Below are 20,056 nucleotides of genomic sequence, written 5' to 3' on the forward strand. Positions count from 1 at the left end.
TGCACGCCAATGATGCTACATGGCGTTTTTTTCTGCTCGAGTGGTGGGTCGTGTAGGATTCGAACCTACGACCAATTGATTAAAAGTCAACTGCTCTACCAACTGAGCTAACGACCCCCTCGAACGGATGCATATAGTACAGATCTCACCGATAGCTAGCAAGCGTTTTTTGACAAAACGTTGCAAGACAATGGATAAGGATCAATGGCTCCCCAAAGCCCTCTGAAAAGTAGTAATGATGTTGTCTTGGCCGACTGAATACTCCGTACTCAAAAGCAGGGTTTTCCATATATATACACGCAGAAGGGTTCTGCATAAAAAATAACATTTATCCGATCACCAGAACCTAATTACACCTAAGGCGATCTAGCCCATCAACTGTTGTATCAAAGACCTACCACCGCATTATCTATCGCGTTTTTCAAAACACTCTCAGCAACCCCTTAGTAATTCTGGAACTACAATGACGAGTGTTCTAATATAAGAACTAAAGGCATTAATCATCAACAAAAGCTGGCCTTTATCAACCCAAGACTCATGCTATTTTCTCAACAATGTGGGCACGTCATGAACCAGAAGGCTCAAAAACCCACCCATTAAAAATTAACAATAATAAATCAAAAACAATGAGCTACAAAAAACTCATCACCAAATAGATAAATCAATACGATATAGCGGTCAAAACTAGAAAATAGCAAGGAGAAAAAAATGAATAACAACACTCCCTCTGATGCTAAATTTTATTACACTGATGACTTATCAGACCTCCCCCTGAATGGAGGAATAGCAAGTGACGATCTCTTCCACCTATCTGCAAAAGAAGAGTCAGGCGTTGTATTTAGTGGTCAAAACCCCGAAGCATCTCTCCCTAACTTAGCTCCCAGCGCACTGGGCCAATGCCTATTTTCCCCGGCAACAGAAGAATCGACAAACTACTGCCATGTTAAGGTTCCGTTACTATCTGTCGGAACAACACAGTACCGCATCATGCCGATGGCATATATTAATGCAACGGTATTCAACACCCCAGCCAGCATCCCACTTTTTGAGCCCGTAGAAGTCACAGAGTCAGGAGTACTAACCTTTAGATACAAAGGCAAATACCCTTTATATACCATACTACATGGCGGTATTACCATGACAGTAAGGGTTAACGAATCAGGAATTGGCCGGTCGCGCATTACTCTTGTGCTAATTGCAATCAACGACGATCACAAGCCAAGCTGGGAAAAAGGACAAAACAATGGAAATATGTTTCTTGGCGCTAGTATGGCATCTCTTGATCAAGCCCCTACAGTCTTGGCGACTCCCAATGAATATACCGACGTAGAACCTGATAACCCCACAGATGGCTCAGCTTTGGATGGCCAATGGGTAAGAAAAACAATCCAGGTTTGCAAAGATGTAGTTTTCTACCCAGAAACTACCTATGCCTTCAGAATACTTTCTAGATCCTATGGGACAGTCAGCCATGTCGACTATGGATATAGATTTGAGTCCGGAGGATTCAGTTGCATGTTCGACGCTTCCGCTATTCTAAAGGCCAAACTGGCTCAGCTTAAGGATGAATAGAAATGGCATATACATACGAGCAGATCGATAACATCCCTTTAGCAGAGAACTACCCTATACTCCACCCTCTTAAAAGAGAGAACTACTATTTTTCGGCGAGATATCATTATGATGATAGCTGGACATCCGTGTCAGAACATCCATTAGCCATATTCTTCCACGGTTCAGGTACATCACAACACTATAGCCCTACATCATATATAACATCCCCCCTAATCTCTCGGGGATATAATGTAGTTACCTTCCATAATTTTGGATCTGGCAGCTCCTCATCCTCACCGAGGGCAAATACATATGGGAATGTGAACTCTCCTCTATATTTTGGCTCTCAAATACGAAATGCTTGGTCTGTACAAGCGGCCATAGAATATTTCTCAGCCCCCAATCAACCTTTTTCTACCCCCTTTTTACTCTATGGCCATTCCATGGGGGCTTCATCGATCTTTGCTTGGTCCATGCTATCAGATTCCCCTGGCTTCGATTCAAAGGAAAAGGTTAAGTGTATAGTTGGGAATGGGGCAACCCAAGGAGCTAGTGGCAATTACCGATGGAATAATGTGAATAGAAACATTGCAACCATGAGTCAAATAATGCAGGAATGCAAACATCCTGCAATTGCCTTCTACGCCGATGCAGATGACATGGCCCCCCCTGATTATGCGAGAAAAATACAAGCGTCAATGCCTACTAGCTGTCCAATATATTTCATATCACCAGGAAATTATGGGCATAACTGGATGGGGAGCAGAGTATCTTTCTGGGCCAATTTAGCAGATGATTTATACAGCGACAAAACCATAATTATAAATGGAAATGAAGCCCTACTTGGCACAGGGTAGCCTCATACCAATCAGTTCTTTGCCTCACTCACGATGGACTAAATATCTGCAGGAGAAGGGGGCATACTGGCTGCAAACGCCATCTACCCGTTCTCGGAGGGCCGTAGGCTATTCGTCGACCTACCGCAGAGCACATATCAGCACCACCGGCTACTTCCTGATCGAAATGGCAAAATCAATAGTCTAAATTCACTATCTATATCTACCATGTACTAGAACGTCTCACCACCGCTGCCCCCTTGCTTGCACCAAGCGTGTTACTACCCTGGAACAGGTTTTAAGCCCAACGGAACAATATGGTTAGAAGCAAGTGAGCCAATTTAACAGCGCTTATGACTCGCTTGTGACACTCAACATAACATCACTAGTAAAGGCTCAGGCATACCGCGCCAAATGCAAAAAAATTAACAGTGCAGTCCGTCCTGCCCACTGGAGCAGCAGGACACATAAATGTGTATTACCTCTCTCCTCGGCGGCTAAGGGTTACAGCAAATAAATCAAGGAAGCTACAACTACCGCCAGAAAGCAATAGTTGATATACACCAGAAAGCAATAGTTGATATATTCTTTTAAAGAGCCCAACACCTATGCCATGTCAAAAAAAATGCCGCACTTATTGTCATGTCAGGGTCGATTCCGCTTTGGTAGAATAAAAAGATAACTTTAACTTAGCCAGATACAAAATACTTAACCAAAGGTAAGCACAGCATGCGCCAGCAATCACTAATCAAAAAGCCTGCCATTGTGTTTAAGACCAGTCAGCCTCAGGTACGTAGCCTAATCAGCGAACACCCCGCAAAAAAGCTCTCAGAGTTAATTTTGCAGGCCAAAACCCCACTGGAAAAAGAGCTGTCGAAAGCCCACTTGCCAGCAGATAAAGTGCTTACCATATTTTTATCATTTACTGATGGCTTACAACGGGCAACCGTGGTGCAGTTTTCAGGCAAACATCTAGCTGAGGTGTGGAAAAAGCTTGCTGATTGGCAGCAACGAAAATTTAAAGAGTCGCCTAAGGTACGCTGGCTACGTATTGACTGGGTAACCGAAAAGCGGGCCATGACCTGGGCAGACTGCTTAAAGGAAATGCACAGCGTAAAGCGTAACTACTTCCGCTACGGTATCTCTCTAGATACCAACTTCCGCTACGCCTTTCTAGAGCAAGAGCTCAACGCGAATGCAATGCTGTATCTTGGCGCTAGACAGCCCAAAGCCGCGCTTAACAAGAAAAACTTTCTCAGCTATGGCGTGAAACGCTACGGCAAGCACTTCTCGTTACCCTCTCGTGCTCAAGATCAAGCCCTGCTCTTTACTACGCAGGCCATTTTAGTGCAGCCCGATCAACCCTATGAACTACTTCACGGCTACAGCGGTGGCACAGAGGGCCGTAACACAGGGCGGCGGATTATCGAGAAGCTAGACCCCGTACAGGTAACGTCATTAATCCAGCAATCCAGCCAATTCCTAGCAGAGCAGGTCGATGCAAAAGGCCGCTTTATTTATGGCATTCACCCCTGCTTCGACAGAGAAATTAAGGCCTACAATACACTCCGCCACACCAGTACCACCTACTCTATGCTTGAAGCTTGGGAGGTTACTAAAAGCAGTGAGTTAAAATCTGCGATAGACCGCTCTATCAAGCACTTAACTAGCGAGCTAATTCGCCAATACACACTGCCTTCAGGTGAAACCCTTGCTTACTTACAAGATGATAATAATGAAATAAAGCTCGGCGGTAACGCGGTATGCCTGCTGGCACTCGTTAAGTACGCAGAGCTTACCAATGACCAGCAGTATTTGCCGCTTATGGAGCAGCTAGCGCTCGGCATACAGCGCATGCAAAACCAGGAAACTGGACAGCTTTACCACGTTTTAAATGCCGATGACCTCAGCACCAAAGAAGAATTCCGCATCATCTACTATGATGGGGAGGCCGCTTTTGGGCTAATGCGCCTATACGGTCTTACTAAAGATGAGCGCTGGTTGAACACGGTTGAAAAGGCGTTCGAGTATTTCATCGAGAAAGAGCACTGGAAAATCCATGACCACTGGCTTAGCTACTGCGTCAATGAATTAACCCTGTATCGGCCAGAAGCGCGTTACTACCAATTTGGTATCAAAAACGTTGCCGGGCATCTTGATTTTGTGATTGGGCGTATTACTACCTTCCCAACACTGCTTGAACTAATGATGGCAGCCCACAAAATGATTACACGCCTGGAAGCAAGCGACCAGCACCGGCATCTGCTGGAGCAAATCAATCTGAAAAAGTTTTACCACGCCTTAGAGGCACGGGCACACTACTTGCTCAATGGTTTTTTCTGGCCAGAATTTTCCATCTATTTTCAGAACCCGCAACGCATTATGGGTAGCTTTTTTATTCGTCACCACAGCTTCCGCGTACGCATCGATGATGTGGAGCACTATCTGTCGGGGTATGTGGCTTATCTGCTGCACTATCTGAAGGCACCCTGTACAAAAGTCCTCGTTGCCAACGACCGTGTCTGGAATACCCACCACTTAGAGGTAGCCACAGGTGGACGCTGGCTCCGAAGACCCGCGAAAGATTGGTCCGCTAAGGGGGTTAAGTACTTTGCGCCGAGTGCCTGCTACGGCGACCTGGTGGTCGTGAGAGGCGAGGACGAAAAGGTTGGCGTGCTGCCAAGCCATGTGCGCATTTTACCAACACCAGCAGGCCTTATGGTGAGTTCATCCTCATCATCCGCGAGTGAGCTTGAGAACAACGGGCTCCCAATACTAAAGGTCGACAACAGTGGGGAAGCAATCTTAGCTCTTGGACGCTATGCAAGAAATCAAATGAGCGGTGTTGTTATTGGAGTAACCGGTAGCTCGGGCAAAACAACGGCCGTGGCTATGTTAGCGCACGCTCTAGCAACCCGAGGTGAAGTTTATGCCAGCGCACACAATGCAAATTTACCGCACGGCGTTGCCTGGAATCTTTCTTCAGCGGGGTGGGATACGCCACATCTAGTACTAGAAATGGCAGTAGGCAGGATGCCGACTAGCTCCAAAATGGCACGGCCGCAGGTTGCTGTCTTTCTGAATGTCCATCCGGCACATATAGGAAGTTCACACACGGTTGCAGATATTGCTCGCGTCAAAAGCGCTATTTTCGAGGGCATGTCACCGGGAGGAGTCGCTGTCATCAACCGAGACATGCTTGAGTTTGAAATGGTCTACTCGGCCGCGATTAAGAACAAGCAACGCGTAATATTGTTCGGTGAGCACAAGAAGAGTGACATACAGTTGATTAGCTATAACAACACAACACAAATTGCTACTTTCTCACGTTATGGCGGGCCACAAGAAAGTGTTGAAATTGGAGCAGCAGGCCGTCACATGGCCCTGAATAGCCTTGCAGTAATAGCCGTCTTTACAGCGTTGGACTACCACATAGTACCAGCACTAGAACGTCTGAAGACGTTCCAATCTTTACCAGGACGTGGAGCTGAGAAGCGCCTCAATTTCATGGGACGTCGATTGACCTTAATCAATGATGCCTACAATGCTAATCCAGGTTCAATGTCTGTTGCACTAGAGCGCCTGGGGTATCTCAATGTCACAGGCCGTCGAGTAGCGATTCTTGGCCAAATGGAAGACCTAGGGGCATCAGCCGAGCAGTACCACACGGCTCTTTTGGAAGCTGTCGAACATGCGAAAATCGATACCCTATATGTGGTCGGACCACATTACCGCACATTCTGGGAGCGTTTGCCTGCTGCACAGCAAGGTGCTCATGTGACCTCTATCGATGCCTTGAAAACAGTACTGGCAGACGCCCTGAGTGATGGTGACGGTGTACTTGTGAAAGGCTCTAACAGCACAGGAATGCATAAAGTCGTCGCTTGGATGGAAGGCGAAAGACCTTAAAGAAGCTCCGCACAAAATGCCCTGATGGCTCACCCCCAGGACCCCTTGCAAACCATGCAGGGCTTACTCGAATACCTGAGGTACTGGCCACATGCCTATGTGCTGTGCCTGCGCAGCCTTCCCCCAAGCATCCTGAGTAGTTAGTGATCTAAACTCATGCTTAGCGGCTCCAGTCAGCAAGCACGCTTCTACAATTTACCCAATTACTCACTAAGGCAGAGCATTTCTTAATTAACAACAAATACTGGCCTAAGAAATTACGGCCCTATGCCTCCTCAGAGGCAAAAGCTTTACTTGTAAATTCAAAGCCGCCGTACCCTATAGGAGAGCCTAACTTAAAGCTCTGCGCAACTAACTTAAACGTAATATTATCAAAAGGAATAAACTCAGCATGATTAACAATATAAAAAAGAAAATTCGATGGCACATTACCGATATTAAAGCCAGGATAGGTATAGGAAATGCAGAAATCCTACGTAGGGGAAACCTACCAGCTTATGCCCCACAAGAGCCTCGACTACTGTCAATCCCACTTGGAGATGAGAGCTTTAGTTCAAGTGATGTATTGCACAGCACCTTTTGCACACAAGAACACGCCGCCAATGTTCCCTTTTCCTTATGGGTAAAAACTCAGCATGCGAACGAGTGCATTCGCTACTACCCTGCGGGGCTAAACTCCTCAGAAAATCCTAAGGTTATGGTCTTCTTTCCAGGTGATTTAACACTCAGAACCACCAAGGGAGAGCGCCGAGTAGTCCACAGCTATAAAAGCAACTCTCCACAAAAAGTCATTCAAGCAGTGCAGCAGTGGGCTGCCGATGCAAATATCCCAGCTCTTTATGTCGGCCGCCCAGGTACGTTCGGCTCATCAGGAAATCATGACAACAGGCGCCAAATTACTGAAATCAAACTCATGAACGAATCACTTAACCTTCTGAAAAAAAAGTATAAAATTGGAGAGTTCATAGTGACAGGGCAGTCTGGAGGAGGACAAATAGCAGCGGCTATGCTGAACCTACGCCAGGATATATCTGCCGCAGTAATCACTTCAGGACTGCTGCCGGTACATTTTCTAACACGCCGCTGGAGGAAAATCCGCCCGATCCCCGGGGCAAAAAAACATCCGATTGAAATGCTATATGACCCTACAGAAGGCATCGCAGATATTCCTAAAGATCCGCAGCCAATAATCATAATTATCTCAGACCCAAGGGATAGAGTAATCCCATTTAACTCCCAAGTTCTCTATGTCAATAGGCTTAAAAAAGAAGAGCTAACCGTTCACCACATATACGCCCATGCTCCATTACCCAAACGGCATGCACTCAGGGAACATGGTAAAAAAGCAGCTGCTTTAATAGCCAAAGGAGCAAACATCGAGGATATTCGAATTGCTATAGTAAGTGAAGATATGAGAAACACCTCCTAATCGAACGACAAAAAGCCATTAAAGGCCTGATATGAACAACGCGCGAATAATAGCAGCCGTAACACTGCTTTTTCTTTTGTCCTCCCCGGTATCCGCACAAGGCACAGAGCAGAGTGAATGCTCTAACCGAACATCGTCTGATCATTATCAACATCGTTATGATGTTGATGAGTTTGCCATTTTCTATGATTTGAGCGGGGACAATGCACTTGCTGATCTGACAGACCTCAACAATAACGATATCCCAGATATTATTGAAGACACTATGCTGCAGCTAATTACCATGCGCGATGTGCTGGGGGCTTTAGGATTCACGCACCCATTTGACCAGTATCGCTACGAGCGTGCGGGGGTGGAGAGAATCTACGTCAGCATGCGTAACCTAAATGGTAACGGTGTGGCATTCGACCCACCACATCGTGATACAACACATGCAGAGAAGCCGTGTGTCTTGCTAATAGGTCTTTCTAGCGAGCTAAAAGCAGGCAACCTGACCCCTGCACACGAGCTATTTCATCTCTACCAGTACGGTTACAGCGTACTCAAGAACAGCTGGTACCTAGAGGGTACCGCACGTTGGTCAGAAGGCCTGCTGGGTGAGCGTAGTTACCCCATGGGATTAATCCCACATACGCCAGAGGATGAAGAAGCCCTATTTTCACAGTCCTATGGCGCCGTTGCCTTTTGGATGGCATTTCTGGATGCCGTCTCTCCATTCACACTGGGAGAGCGGCGCTACACTGACGACCTACTATCACGTAGCTACGTTAATGGCGAGCAGATCATTCACGACGAAGCCACGACACATGGGAGCGCTGCCATCATCGAGATACTGGAAGCCTTTGATAAGCTTGATAGACAAATAAGCCATGTCGAGAACCGCAGGCAAAAATCATGGCCGAATGCAGACCGTAGCGATGCAGCCAATAATGTCTCAATGCTGAATATTGTTTACCGTCTTCTTAAAGCACAATAAACGCGACCGCTCCTCGGGATTAGCACTGACCTTTCCCCCTAGATTAGTGCCATTGGCTCAATGAGACTCTCTATATCATGCCGCCCTTTGAGCATATTCAACGGGCGATGAGCAGTGAGGGCTAACATAATTGTAATGGTCTCGCCAAATCCAAGGAAAGTCGCTAATCCCCCAGAAACACTCTTAGCTTCTATAGTCCTTTCGATAAGCTGGCAGAAGTATTGTCGTAACCACTTGAATGCGTCCCCTCTAAAAACAGGAGGACTACCGTGCACGAAATCGAGCTTAATCAAGAGACTGCTTAAGAGCAGCTATTGAGCAACCAGGTTGAAAATCACCAATAAAAAATACAGATAAATATCGAGCATAATACAAAAAAGGCTTCGGATAAGAGCAAAACCGAAGCCATTAAACAGCTGAAAAACCAGAGAAGAAATTCAAAAACACCTCTAATACTATGAGGATTCGGCATTCAGAAAACTCACAACCTTATGCAGACCTACACTGTTAGACCCCTTCAACAACACAACATCTCCATCTCTTAAAACACCAACAACCTCTCTCATTAGTTCTTTATATGTTTTGAATGAAAAACAGTTCACCCCTTCATTTTCTAGCAACCTCTGAATCCTCGGCATGTGCTCACCTACCAGAATGACGCACTCCGCTTTACAAGATACAATATTGGGAACTAAGTCTTGATGACGTAATACAGTATCATCAGCGAGCTCAAGCATATCGCCTACAATGAGCAACTTCCGCCCTGAAGAATGGGGCATATCTTCCATCATCTTTATTGAAGCTTTCATAGATGCGGGGTTCGCATTATAGGCCTCATCAATTATCTTGATTTTCTTTCCATCTATAATTACATCCGCAACTTCCCCACGCCCAGATACTGCTTTAAATAATGAGAAAGCAGCTAGTGCTGGCTTCAGATCCATCCCTAAAGCATGTATCGCCGATAGACATGCCAAGCTATTTATTACCATATGCAATCCTGGGGCCCCAAGGCTATATTTAAACTCCTCGCCCCCTATATCTGCACAAACTTTGCCGCTCCCAGGGGAGTATGAAATCAATCGTGAATCAGCATCTTGGTGATTTCCGAAAGACACCACTCTGAGCCCACATCTCTTAGCCTCAGAATATACAATTAGCCATTCAGCCATATCTCTATTGATTATGGCTATCCCACTAGGTGGCATGAACGAGAAAACCTTACTTTTCTTCCTCGCAATTTCCTCTGTCGTTTTATAATACTCCAGATGAGCAGGTGCGACATTCGTAAAAATAGCCACATCTGGCCGTACAAAAGCAGAATTCAAGGGCATCTGTGCGATAGACATTTCAACAACACAGTGTGGCGCCCTCCATGGGAAAGAAGCCAAGTTCCAAGCTATCCCTTTCGGTTTATTCGCAGTCCCTTGAGTTTTCCCTACGCTCCCCCACAGTTTGAGAATATGAGACAACATTGATACCGTTGTTGTTTTTCCTGCACTTCCAGTGATACCTATAATTTTTCCTGATATTTTTCGTCTAGCATAAAACCCCATATCAAATATAGCAGCCTCTACATTTCTAACCTTCAATACAGGAAGGTTCTGCCCCACTATAAAATCATCTTCTTCAGTTATTACCGCTTGAGGAGTTAGGGGTAATTTGTCGATCATAGTAGAAGAAATATATCTGGAACTCCCCTTGGGACGAGCAACTATCATCCGCCCAGGCTGCATTGACGGCCCATATATGCATAGCCCTGTCGCACGCCACTTTTCTAACTCTCTCGGCGGCTGAACCCATTTGCCTTTTGTAGCCGTCAGTAGCCTTTTTGAATCCCAGTTATATTCCTCATATACAGCTTCTTCTTCTTCCAATTCTAATTTCTTACCAAGGAAAAAGCATAAATGCCAGGGTTCCTCTTGTAACTCCCAACACCACCCAAACCTCTGGGCATTCCTTAACAACCAGTTAAGCTCTTTTGTCCACCTCTTTGCTCTTTGAATATCTACAGCCAAGCCAAAACCATGTTTGCTTGCACCAGGTACTGCTGCGGGAGCTCTTCCAGGCCGAAGCCACCAAACCTTTCCTTCCCAAGTTACAGGAGATGTACCTTCAACAGGAGCTTCAGAATATCTTTTATGAAAAATTCTTGATTGATCACGAAAGTTCCTATAGCAATTCGCCCCTACCACAGGCTCAAGAAATACTTTGTCCCTTATTGCCGCAAGACGCATTTCATTCCATGAGTGAGCCGCTAAATGATGCAGCTTACCTCCAGGCACTTGTATCAATAAGCGTTCATCCAACCGGCCATTCATGGCGATATCAATGTCTTCAGGGAGATTAACATCGTACACAGGAAGCTCATTACTCTTGTTCCCCTGTAGCGCCATTCCCACTACCTCAGAATAATTCATCATATCCCCCAGAAAACATCTAATAGCTTCAGAAGCGTATTACTCTTTAACTGATAGCAAGATCGCGGCTCTCGACACCATCATTATCAAACTCGTCTTTAAACCTTTTCCCGTCTTTCAGCAACTTCTCATATAAGCCTATAAACCTATAATAATAACAAACAACATGCTGTATGGTATCAATCCTGAACCAATGCCGTGTCAGTTTGAATCGTATACCACCGAGAGATTTTTCTGGATTAGGGGCAAAATAGAGTGACTCAGGTGAGTTTGCCAGAAGCATTGTTGCCCTAGTGGCTCTCACCAGGGCTGCTGCGTAATGCAGTGCCCTTTCCCCCTCTGCCATCTTCATGGCAAGGGCCAGTGCTGCAACCAACCCTTCCAAACGAGCGCCATCTGGATAAGGCAAATCACCATACTGATAATAGAACGCTCCGACATAGTCTGGGAAAAGTGCATCTTCTTTAGCGTACATCTGTTCAACCATTTTGTCAGCATCGCTGAACACAAAATCAGAGTACATCTTTTCCTGAAACTCCGGCATATCCCATAGCTCATTAATCGCCCCCATCAGCCATGCATCGGATGGCAGACTCGAGTAATGTGACGCATGGGTTATAGGTCTTTCGACCAGAAGAAAATGAAGGGCATGCTTTACTTTTTCTATTGCATATTCTCGCCGCTCCCCTTCAACACCTACATACTTGAGGAACGTCGCAAGGCCAATCAGAGCTTCTCCAGGGTAGAAGAAGGAAAAATAATTCTCATTATCTTGGACAGCAACTTCCTTATCTAAATAGATATTGTAATATATGAACTCACCAGTATTTGTGATTTGTTCCAACAGGTGATTGAAGACCTCCTGCGCAATCGAGGCAAATCGATCATCGTTAAACACTGATTGATATAGGGAAAAAGCATACAATGCCAAACCAGAGCCGCCCAGCTTCGACTTTCTATTGTAATAAACATATCGGCCAACTTGGCCATTAGGGGTTTTATAGCTCACCAGATTGTCGACGATGAAAACCATCATGTCATCAATTAATGGCTTAAGCTCTTGTCGCCCGTTCTGATAGGCCAACATTAAAGTGACAACTCCCCCCGCATGGCGAAGATCATTATAATAAGGGTTATTGACAGGGTCTCGCTTAGGGTGTTCGTGATTACGTTCTGTATCCGCAGCAGCATCATAATAGTACAAAAAACGGTGGTCATCTCGGTGGTATTTGACGATATGATCTATTGCACGCTCACAGGTACGTTCCACATCTTCCATGGATGTTCTGCTTCGAACCGGATGCCCTCTATACAATCGGAGCCAGTTTTTCTCATAACTGACTATGCTCGTCGAGCGTATCTGTTCTATTTCACTAGATTCAAGCTCCATTCCTTTCGTCAAACGACGAATGTATTGAACCAACTGTTTTCTAGCATAGATGGATCTAACATACCCATCACCGGGAAGAAAAAAACGACTCTTGCCCTCTTTTCTAATAATCAACCCATCAACACCAAACTCAAATCGATTATCGTGGATCTGGCCAAACACAAGTTCATTGAGCTTGACCCGTTCACGATAAATACCAAAAAAATCTATTTGTATTCGGGCCTTATCTATATCGAAATCGCCAAACCTTGCATGATTCTTTACTACAGTCAGCGCGCGCTTCAAATTATCAACCAGCTCACCTCTTCGCCTAGCCACTAGAATCCTTTTTAGTCCAGGCTGATAAATAACTATCGCAACACCATCCTGATGTTCTTTGGGGATCAGAGAAAGCAGCTCTTTTAGTGAAATATCAACCCCCTCTAGAGACCTCTTATCACCGTCACTTCCTAGAAATTCTCTCACCAGTGCAGTAAGGGGATGCTGCCCGTCTTTACAACGACCAGATTCAAACAGTTCATACTCTGATAACATTACTTTCTCCTATCTTTCTCTCAGCGCTTCTCGAGCGTGATTCATTGGTTTTATTAGATAGTCAAAGACCGTTTTACTGCCCGTCCGTATATCAACGGTCGCAATCATGCCCGGCACAATAGCAAACTGTGTACCTGCATCATTTTCTAAGGAATCGCTTTCAGTTCTTACAAATACACGGTAGTAAAAGATAGTAGGGTCTGCTTCATCCTGTACTGTATCAGGAGAAATCGTCACTACCTCCCCCTCCATTCCACCGTAAGTACTGTAATCGTAAGCCGTTATTTTAACGCTAGCAGACTGTCCAGGATGAATAAAAGCGATGTCTCGTGGCGAGATACGCGCTTCAATTAGCAGTTGGTCATCCAAAGGCACAATCGTCATTAATCGGCCGTTGGGTGGAATAACGCCTCCCGTGGTTGTTACCTCAACATCTTTTACCACCCCCCTTACTGGGGAACGCATTGTGAGCCGGGTCAGCGTATCCGAACGTCCCCGCACCACAGAAGAAAAAGCTTCAACATCAGCACGAGCTTTTGAAAGCTCTTCTCTAGCCAGGACAAAGTACTCTGACCGAACATCAGCGGCCTGAAGCTTAAGTTCTGACTCCTGGCGGCGCAGTCTTAATACTTCCACATTGCTTGCTGCCCCCACCTGCACCAAAGACCTTGTCAGCCCTAGCTCTTCACGCACTATTGCCAATGTCTCTTCAATACCTGAAAGCGAGCTCTCCAATGCTCTCGTTCTTGTTGTATACAGCAAACGTTCACGAGCAAGTAGGGCTGGATAGGCATTAAGCTCTTCAGGGAAACTCAAAGTCTCTTCATTTACCTCTGCTTCCAGTCTACTTACCCGAGCTAAGGCCGCACGGTATCTTGCCGCTGTTTCATCAACGCTAGATTCAGACTGTGTCGGATCTAATTGAGCAAGCACCTGCCCTGCTTCTACAATATCCCCTTCTCGTACGTTTAAAGTGGCTAGAATCCCCCCTTCAAGTGACTGAATAACTTGCTCTCTTGAAGACGGAATCACCTTGCCACCACCTGAAGAAACTTCGACAAGTTCTGCAAAATAGGCCCATACCCCTAAACCTAAAAATACTGCCAGCACCCACCAGATAATACGCGTTGACCGCACTACTTTTGCATCGTCAATTTCCTGACTATAGCGCTGCTGATCACCTTTAAAATCAAGGAAGAGTAAGTTTTTTGAATCTGCTCTATAGTTGCCTGACTGCTTCATGATGGCTCCTCCCCACGCTTACCCTGCCTATTTTGTGACGAATTCACTTCACGCCTAGCTGTGGCCGGTTTACGTGTAAGCTGGGCAAGTACTTTATTTTTTTTGTCATCCATCACAATACAGCCGTTATCAACCACAATAATACGGTCAACTAAGCTTAATAACGCCATACGGTGTGTCGCTATCAGCATTGTTTTATTTTTATCCAATGCGCTTAGTGATTGAATAATACGCTTTTCCGAGCCGTCATCCAGCGAGGCAGTAGGCTCATCAAGCAGTAGGACATTAGGTTTACGAAGGAAACTGCGCGCCAGTAACAGAGCTTGCTTCTGCCCCCCTGAAAGGCCAGTACCACCTTCAAGAATTACATGGTCCAGCCCATCTGGAAGCTTACGAATAAAATCTATCGCACCGGACATTTCTAAAGCATCGATTAAATCCTGATCCGAGGCTAGTGGCTTTGCCATTAGCAGATTTTCGCGAATAGCACCGTGAAAAAGTCTCGCGCTCTGACTAAGAAAAGATACATCGCGTCTTACATCAGCAGGGTCAATATGTGAAAGGCGAATACCATCTAGCGTCAACTCACCTTCCTGGGGTTCCAACATACCTGAACACGCCTGCAGTAGCGTAGACTTACCGGCACCATTACGCCCTAGTATGGCAATTCTCTCTCCTGGCTTTATCTGTAATGTCTTAACATAAAGTGAAGGCCGTTTGGCATCATCGCTATACTTAAATTTGGCTTCATTAAATTGGAACTCACCATTCACAACAGGGCGATGTACACTTTTTTCTGTTTCAGGGTAGTCAGTAGAGCGTTGCATTATTTTGTTAAGCCCTTCAGTGGCAACCTTGGCTTGCTGCCACTTACTTAGCACTTGCGTCAAACCTGACATAGGTGAAAGCATTCTAGAGGCCAAAATAGATGCCGCTACTAACGACCCCGTTGTTAAATCTCCAGACATTACCATTGGGGCACCAAACAACACTACCGTAGCGAAAACCCCTGTCGAAATAACGTGCCCCCAAACACTTAAGGAGTTTGTAATATATCTAATCCTTAAATTAACATCTGCAACTTCGGCATTGTAATGGTTCCACTGGCCTTGAAATCGTGGTTCTGCTTGTAATGCTTTGATATCATCCATGCCCTGTACAGATTCAACCAGCATGGCATTTCTTAATGAAGACTCCCGCATAGATTCATAAGCTAATACTTTTAGTTTACCCTGAACGAGAAGAGCAGGGAGCACTAACAAAACAAGCGCCATAATAGGGACCAATACTAAAGAGCCCGCGATATACCAAAAAACAAAACAAAATAAGATAAAAAAAGGCATATCTGAAAAGGCAGTGACAGTAGTGGATGTCATCAACTCTCTCACACGCTCCAATTCGCGAATTTGAGAAATAAAGGTACCCGTTGACGTAGGCCTTTGTGAGTTTTTAATTCTAAGCGCATGTCCAAATACCTTGTCAGACATGCGTAAATCAGCACGTTTCCCCAACAAGTCTGTCACTCGCACTCTCATTCGTCTCAAAATAAAATCAAACAGGAGCGCAACGACAACGCCGCTAAACAGTACATAAAGTGTCGAGTAAGACTCGGCTGGTATCACACGATCATAGACTTGCCGTGTAAAGATGATCCCCGCCAGAGCTAAAGTATTCGCAAGTAAAGCGGCCAGCATGACATGGCCATAAGGTTTAAAGTCCCGGAGAACAATTTTCCTTAGCCAGTTCTTCTCGTAAGGCTTTACATACTCATCTACTCGCGAATCTGGCACCGAGCGGGCAGGCCGGGGTATAAAAATACCTACAACATGCTGTTCAAGAACACTAAGGTCAAGCCTGCTTTTTATACCTTCTTCACCGCAATAGACTAACCCCACCTCATTTTGACTGCTAAGCGTTTCCACAACAGCTAATTGACCATTCTCAAACTGCACAACAATAGGTAGCTGCCAAGGAGTAATAGATTTAGCTTTAAAGGGCTCGATAGTCAGCGTCATTCCAAGCTGATAAGCAATGCTACGGAGCGCATCAGGAAGTGCCAGATCTCGATACCACGCAGAACTGATTTTTGCATTTTCAGCTGAATAATCTAATCGATAATGGCGGGCCACCATCACCATGGCTTCTATCCAATGATCAAAATTTACGTCTTGCGTCTCGCTAGGGCCTTCCGGGCGCTCATTTAGCATTATATACACCTTAAACTCTAAGCAGATTGAAGTACTAAAACCGCAGACGACATGTAAAAATTATGGTGAGAGACTAATTCCCTGAACGGTTTCATCACTTATATCAAACATACTACGAAACCCTGAAGACGCATAAAGGCAGTCAAGTTGAACGGCGTACATATCGTAACGTGCATTTTCTTGGTCAAAACGCGACTGATGTATTTCTTCCTCTGCGTTTAACAAATCCAGAAGTGAACGAGTTCCCAGCGATAAGTACTGCTGGCGATATAATTCCTGCGTCCTCACTATGCTGTTTGCCCTGGCTTCCAAAATATCAATACGGCTCAGCGCACCACGCGTTTGTTCCTGGGCATCTTGAATGCTTCTTTGCAGGCCAATTAAAATATTATCTTTAGACGCTTCCAGGGCTTGCAGCACGTAATCTGCTGAACGCCGCTGTGCACGAGTGGCTCCCCCTTGATAAAGGCTGCTGGATAAATTCAACCGCAGCGAGACATCATTATCATCCCCATCTCCCGTTTGGTTAATAAATTGGTTGAACCTTGCTTCCGCCGAAAGTGTTGGGTAAAAGTCCGCTTGGCGCCTAGCTATTTGAGCTCTTGCTTCCTCACGCTGCGCATCAGCTACCATGATTTCCGGCACGTTGTTAAATTGCTCAGAGGCTAATTCGCATACCTGCATTAAATCATCAGCAAGAGAGTCTTTAACGCGAACGGGGCCGTCAGCACCTATTAGCCTACGCAAATTATTACGCCAAATAGTCAGTTGAGACTGAAACTGTTCACGTGTCGCTCTCGCAGCTTCCACCCTTGACTGGGCCTGAATCTCATCAGACTGTGTGCTTGCTCCAAGCTCGGCACGCCTAGCCGCCAGTGCCTGTAGGTCGCTGACGCCGCTCACTTGTTCCTCTGCAATCGCTAGCAATGCTTCAAAACGCTGGATCTCAACTACTGTTTGAGCGACCTCAAGTGCTAGCTGGTCTATCGCCAAAAGCACTCTGGCCTGGTCACGCTCCACACCAAACTGCTCGGCTTTAACTTCGTTAGATACTTTTCCGAAGTCATAGAGCAGCTGGGAAGCGGTGACATTAAAGGCCTCTTCCGTTTGGCTGCTGGAGGTTCTGTACTCCGATGATATTCCAGCGTTAACTTGGGGTAGGTACCCAGAACGAGCCACCGCCACCTGCTCATTTTGCTGATACAAACGCCCTAGTGTTTCTGTAATAGAGGGGTACCACGTAACAGCTTGCTGCACGGCGTCTTTCATTGTGAGGTTTTGAATAGCTTGAGCTGGTTGATTTGTTCCTTCCCCCAGCGTCGGCTGACTGCCCACTTGTGCCCACGTATTGTTTATCCCGCTCCACGACAAAAAACCGACTGCTAATGCACATACAACGTGGGGGGTCTTTTTTATCTTGTCAGCACTGAGGTTTCTCATATTGCGCATCACTCCATTATTACTGTTTGCTACCTTAGCTGACGTTTCAAGCTTCACTTAAGCATCCTCCCAAAAATACCACAGCGGTTGGTGGTATAGATGGCAAAAAACTTCATATCATCATTTTAATTAGCGGTTCACTCTTTTCCTCAGTTAACCACAAAACACACCGGGCCCGAAGGCCCGGTGCTTTGGCAGTTATTTATGCCAACGTTAGAGTACTAATCAGATCATAGAAGTCTGACCAAACTCATCGTCAAGCGGATTCTGCGGCTCAGAGAAGTCGCCCATCGGCACCTCCTCAAAGTCATCAGTACCACTTTCTCCCTGCTCCTCCTCTTCGTTGTTGTCCTCAGACTCGGGGAATACCAGCTCCTCGGATTCTTCCTCACCAAGGTCCAGCACATCCTCCAGGCTCAAGGGAACAACCTCTTCGTAGAGGTCTTCCCACCCTTCGACGCTATCTGGATGCGCCTCGATGTCGATGGTAAGTGTTGCCTCCGACTCCTCACCATTCGGATGGGTCAGCTTGTAAGTGAAGCTGTCAGCCTGACCAATCTCACCGAGATCACTACCGTTGGGCACATACTCATAGTCACCGTTGGACATGATGGTCAACACACCATACTCGCCCTCGATAACCACACCACCATGCCCAGGTATGACGAACACACCGTCTTCGTTCATCACACTCAGCGTGGTGTGCTCGGAACCCAGGTTGTCATCAGCGAGGACATTACCTGAGGTAGCGAACGTGTCTCCCGGCTCAACCTCCGTCAAGAGAGTTGTCTCGTAGGTTAGGTCGACAGTGACCCCACCAGGGAGGCTCACCAAACTACCGTTGGATACATCCAAGCGATAGTTACCGGCCTCAAGCCCCTCAACGGTAACTGCCACACTGGTCGGGAAAATACCGATCAGATCGAGCAGGCTCGCCTGATCCATATCCATAACCAGCGTCTCGCTACCATCACCCTCCAATTTATAGAGCTGGAAGTCGACAGAGTCGAGCAGTGAGGCCAAGCTACCCACATCGATATTGATAGCAAGGTCGGTGAGCGTGTCCTCATCCAGAGAGAACTCCGTGCTGCCGGATGTGCTACCCAGTACAATACCGCCGATTCCAAGGAACCAGCTGTAATCGATGGCTTCCTCCTCCGTTGTGGTGCTGACTACGTTGACAACTTCGATCTGCGCCGCATCGATGTCATCGTTCGCCATCACAGCGATCGCTGGTGCGGACGGATCGTTGTCATCCCAGATCAGATCGGCATCCTCACTATCGATACGGATATATAGATTCGCCGTATCAGTAGAACCATCTGGATGCACCAACTGGTACTCGAAGACATCGACCTGGCCGACACTTTCGACGTCACCGTTAGGTACGTACTCGTAGTTACCATCAGCATCAATGGTCAACGTACCATGCTCACCTTCGACCACGGTACCGGCACCCGCCTCGACGAAGTCGCCATCAACCAGGATGTGCACTACCGCGAGGCTATCGAGACCCAGTTGGTCTTGCTCGCCTTCGGCGAAGCTCGGGTCGGTGATCACGTTACCCATGATCGGGTCGCCAGCGACACCTTCGTAATCGGTCAGGCTGTTATCGGTGAACTCTGCAGACCAATCGACACTGGTCGCAAGTCCCAACAAACCACCGCCACCATAGGTCACGCGATAGTCACCAGCTTCCAAGCCACTAGCTTCTACTTGAGCATTCTCACCAAAGAGCCCGATTAGATCGAGCAGACCTGCACTGGATGAATCCTCCAGAGATACCCACTGGCCGTTCTCGAAGACCTGTAGATCGACAGAGACGCTATCCAACACTGTCAACAACGACCCCACATCAGCGGTGAAGCTAACATCGGTCAATGATCCTTCAGGGACTTCGAACTCGTAGGTATTTGTCACCTGGCCGATGTTCACCAGCACAGTGTCGGTGCCAGAGTCAAAGCGGCTTTCCGAGACAGGTACGATTCCGACGTCAGCAGTAGCCAGGTCATCGAAGGCTACGACATCGGCGTCGCTATCGGCGTCGTCGTCGGTATCGTCGTCGTCGTCGGTATCGTCGTCGTCGTCGGTATCGTCGTCGTCGTCAGTATCGTCGTCG

Annotated in this window: 11 protein-coding genes and 1 tRNA gene; 5 read left to right on the forward strand and 7 right to left on the reverse strand. The window is 46.5% G+C overall.

Annotation, left to right across the window (positions count from 1 at the left end):
* Positions 1-41 precede the first annotated feature (41 nt).
* Positions 42-117: transfer RNA gene (locus CPA45_RS21530), tRNA-Lys, on the reverse strand.
* A 591-nt stretch (positions 118-708) separates the two neighbouring features.
* Between CPA45_RS21530 and CPA45_RS21535 the strand changes: the two genes are divergently transcribed.
* The 5 genes from CPA45_RS21535 (at position 709) to CPA45_RS21555 (ending at position 8,704) form a co-directional block, all read left to right on the forward strand.
* The gene (locus CPA45_RS21535; RefSeq protein WP_096655196.1) at positions 709-1,572 is read left to right on the forward strand and encodes a hypothetical protein; all 864 of its coding nucleotides are present in this window, start codon (positions 709-711) and stop codon (positions 1,570-1,572) included.
* Positions 1,573-1,574: 2 nt separating this feature from the next.
* A complete protein-coding gene (locus tag CPA45_RS22765; protein ID WP_133066810.1) occupies positions 1,575-2,411 on the forward strand; it encodes an alpha/beta hydrolase family protein in 837 nt (278 codons plus the stop codon).
* Between the two features lie 708 nt (positions 2,412-3,119).
* Complete coding sequence (locus CPA45_RS21545) at positions 3,120-6,299, forward strand: UDP-N-acetylmuramoyl-tripeptide--D-alanyl-D-alanine ligase (RefSeq protein ID WP_096655200.1); 3,180 nt, start codon at positions 3,120-3,122, stop codon at positions 6,297-6,299.
* A 391-nt stretch (positions 6,300-6,690) separates the two neighbouring features.
* Positions 6,691-7,728: an alpha/beta hydrolase gene (locus tag CPA45_RS21550; protein ID WP_096655202.1), complete on the forward strand. Its 1,038-nt coding sequence runs from the start codon at positions 6,691-6,693 to the stop codon at positions 7,726-7,728.
* A 31-nt stretch (positions 7,729-7,759) separates the two neighbouring features.
* Entirely contained in the window at positions 7,760-8,704 is a 945-nt protein-coding gene (locus CPA45_RS21555) for a hypothetical protein (protein WP_096655204.1), read from the forward strand.
* A 455-nt stretch (positions 8,705-9,159) separates the two neighbouring features.
* On the opposite strand, the gene CPA45_RS21565 is transcribed toward CPA45_RS21555, so the two are convergent.
* From CPA45_RS21565 to CPA45_RS21590, 6 genes are all read right to left on the reverse strand, one after another.
* A complete protein-coding gene (locus CPA45_RS21565; protein ID WP_165771606.1) occupies positions 9,160-11,124 on the reverse strand; it encodes a Mur ligase family protein in 1,965 nt (654 codons plus the stop codon).
* Between the two features lie 46 nt (positions 11,125-11,170).
* Positions 11,171-13,048, reverse strand: a complete 1,878-nt coding sequence (locus CPA45_RS21570) for a hypothetical protein (RefSeq protein ID WP_096655210.1) — start codon at positions 13,046-13,048, stop codon at positions 11,171-11,173.
* Positions 13,049-13,057: 9 nt separating this feature from the next.
* Entirely contained in the window at positions 13,058-14,290 is a 1,233-nt protein-coding gene (locus tag CPA45_RS21575) for an HlyD family type I secretion periplasmic adaptor subunit (protein ID WP_096655212.1), read from the reverse strand.
* Positions 14,287-16,497: a type I secretion system permease/ATPase gene (locus CPA45_RS21580; RefSeq protein ID WP_096655214.1), complete on the reverse strand. Its 2,211-nt coding sequence runs from the start codon at positions 16,495-16,497 to the stop codon at positions 14,287-14,289. Before CPA45_RS21580 ends, CPA45_RS21575 begins: the two co-directional genes overlap by 4 nt.
* A gap of 60 nt (positions 16,498-16,557) precedes the next feature.
* The gene (locus CPA45_RS21585; protein ID WP_096655216.1) at positions 16,558-17,766 is read right to left on the reverse strand and encodes a TolC family protein; all 1,209 of its coding nucleotides are present in this window, start codon (positions 17,764-17,766) and stop codon (positions 16,558-16,560) included.
* A gap of 396 nt (positions 17,767-18,162) precedes the next feature.
* Positions 18,163-20,056 (reverse strand): BapA/Bap/LapF family large adhesin (locus CPA45_RS21590; RefSeq protein WP_208858573.1); only part of this gene is annotated, 1,894 nt, incomplete at its 5' end.

The sequence above is a fragment of the Vreelandella nigrificans genome (genome assembly GCF_002374315.1).
Lineage (GTDB): Bacteria > Pseudomonadota > Gammaproteobacteria > Pseudomonadales > Halomonadaceae > Vreelandella > Vreelandella nigrificans.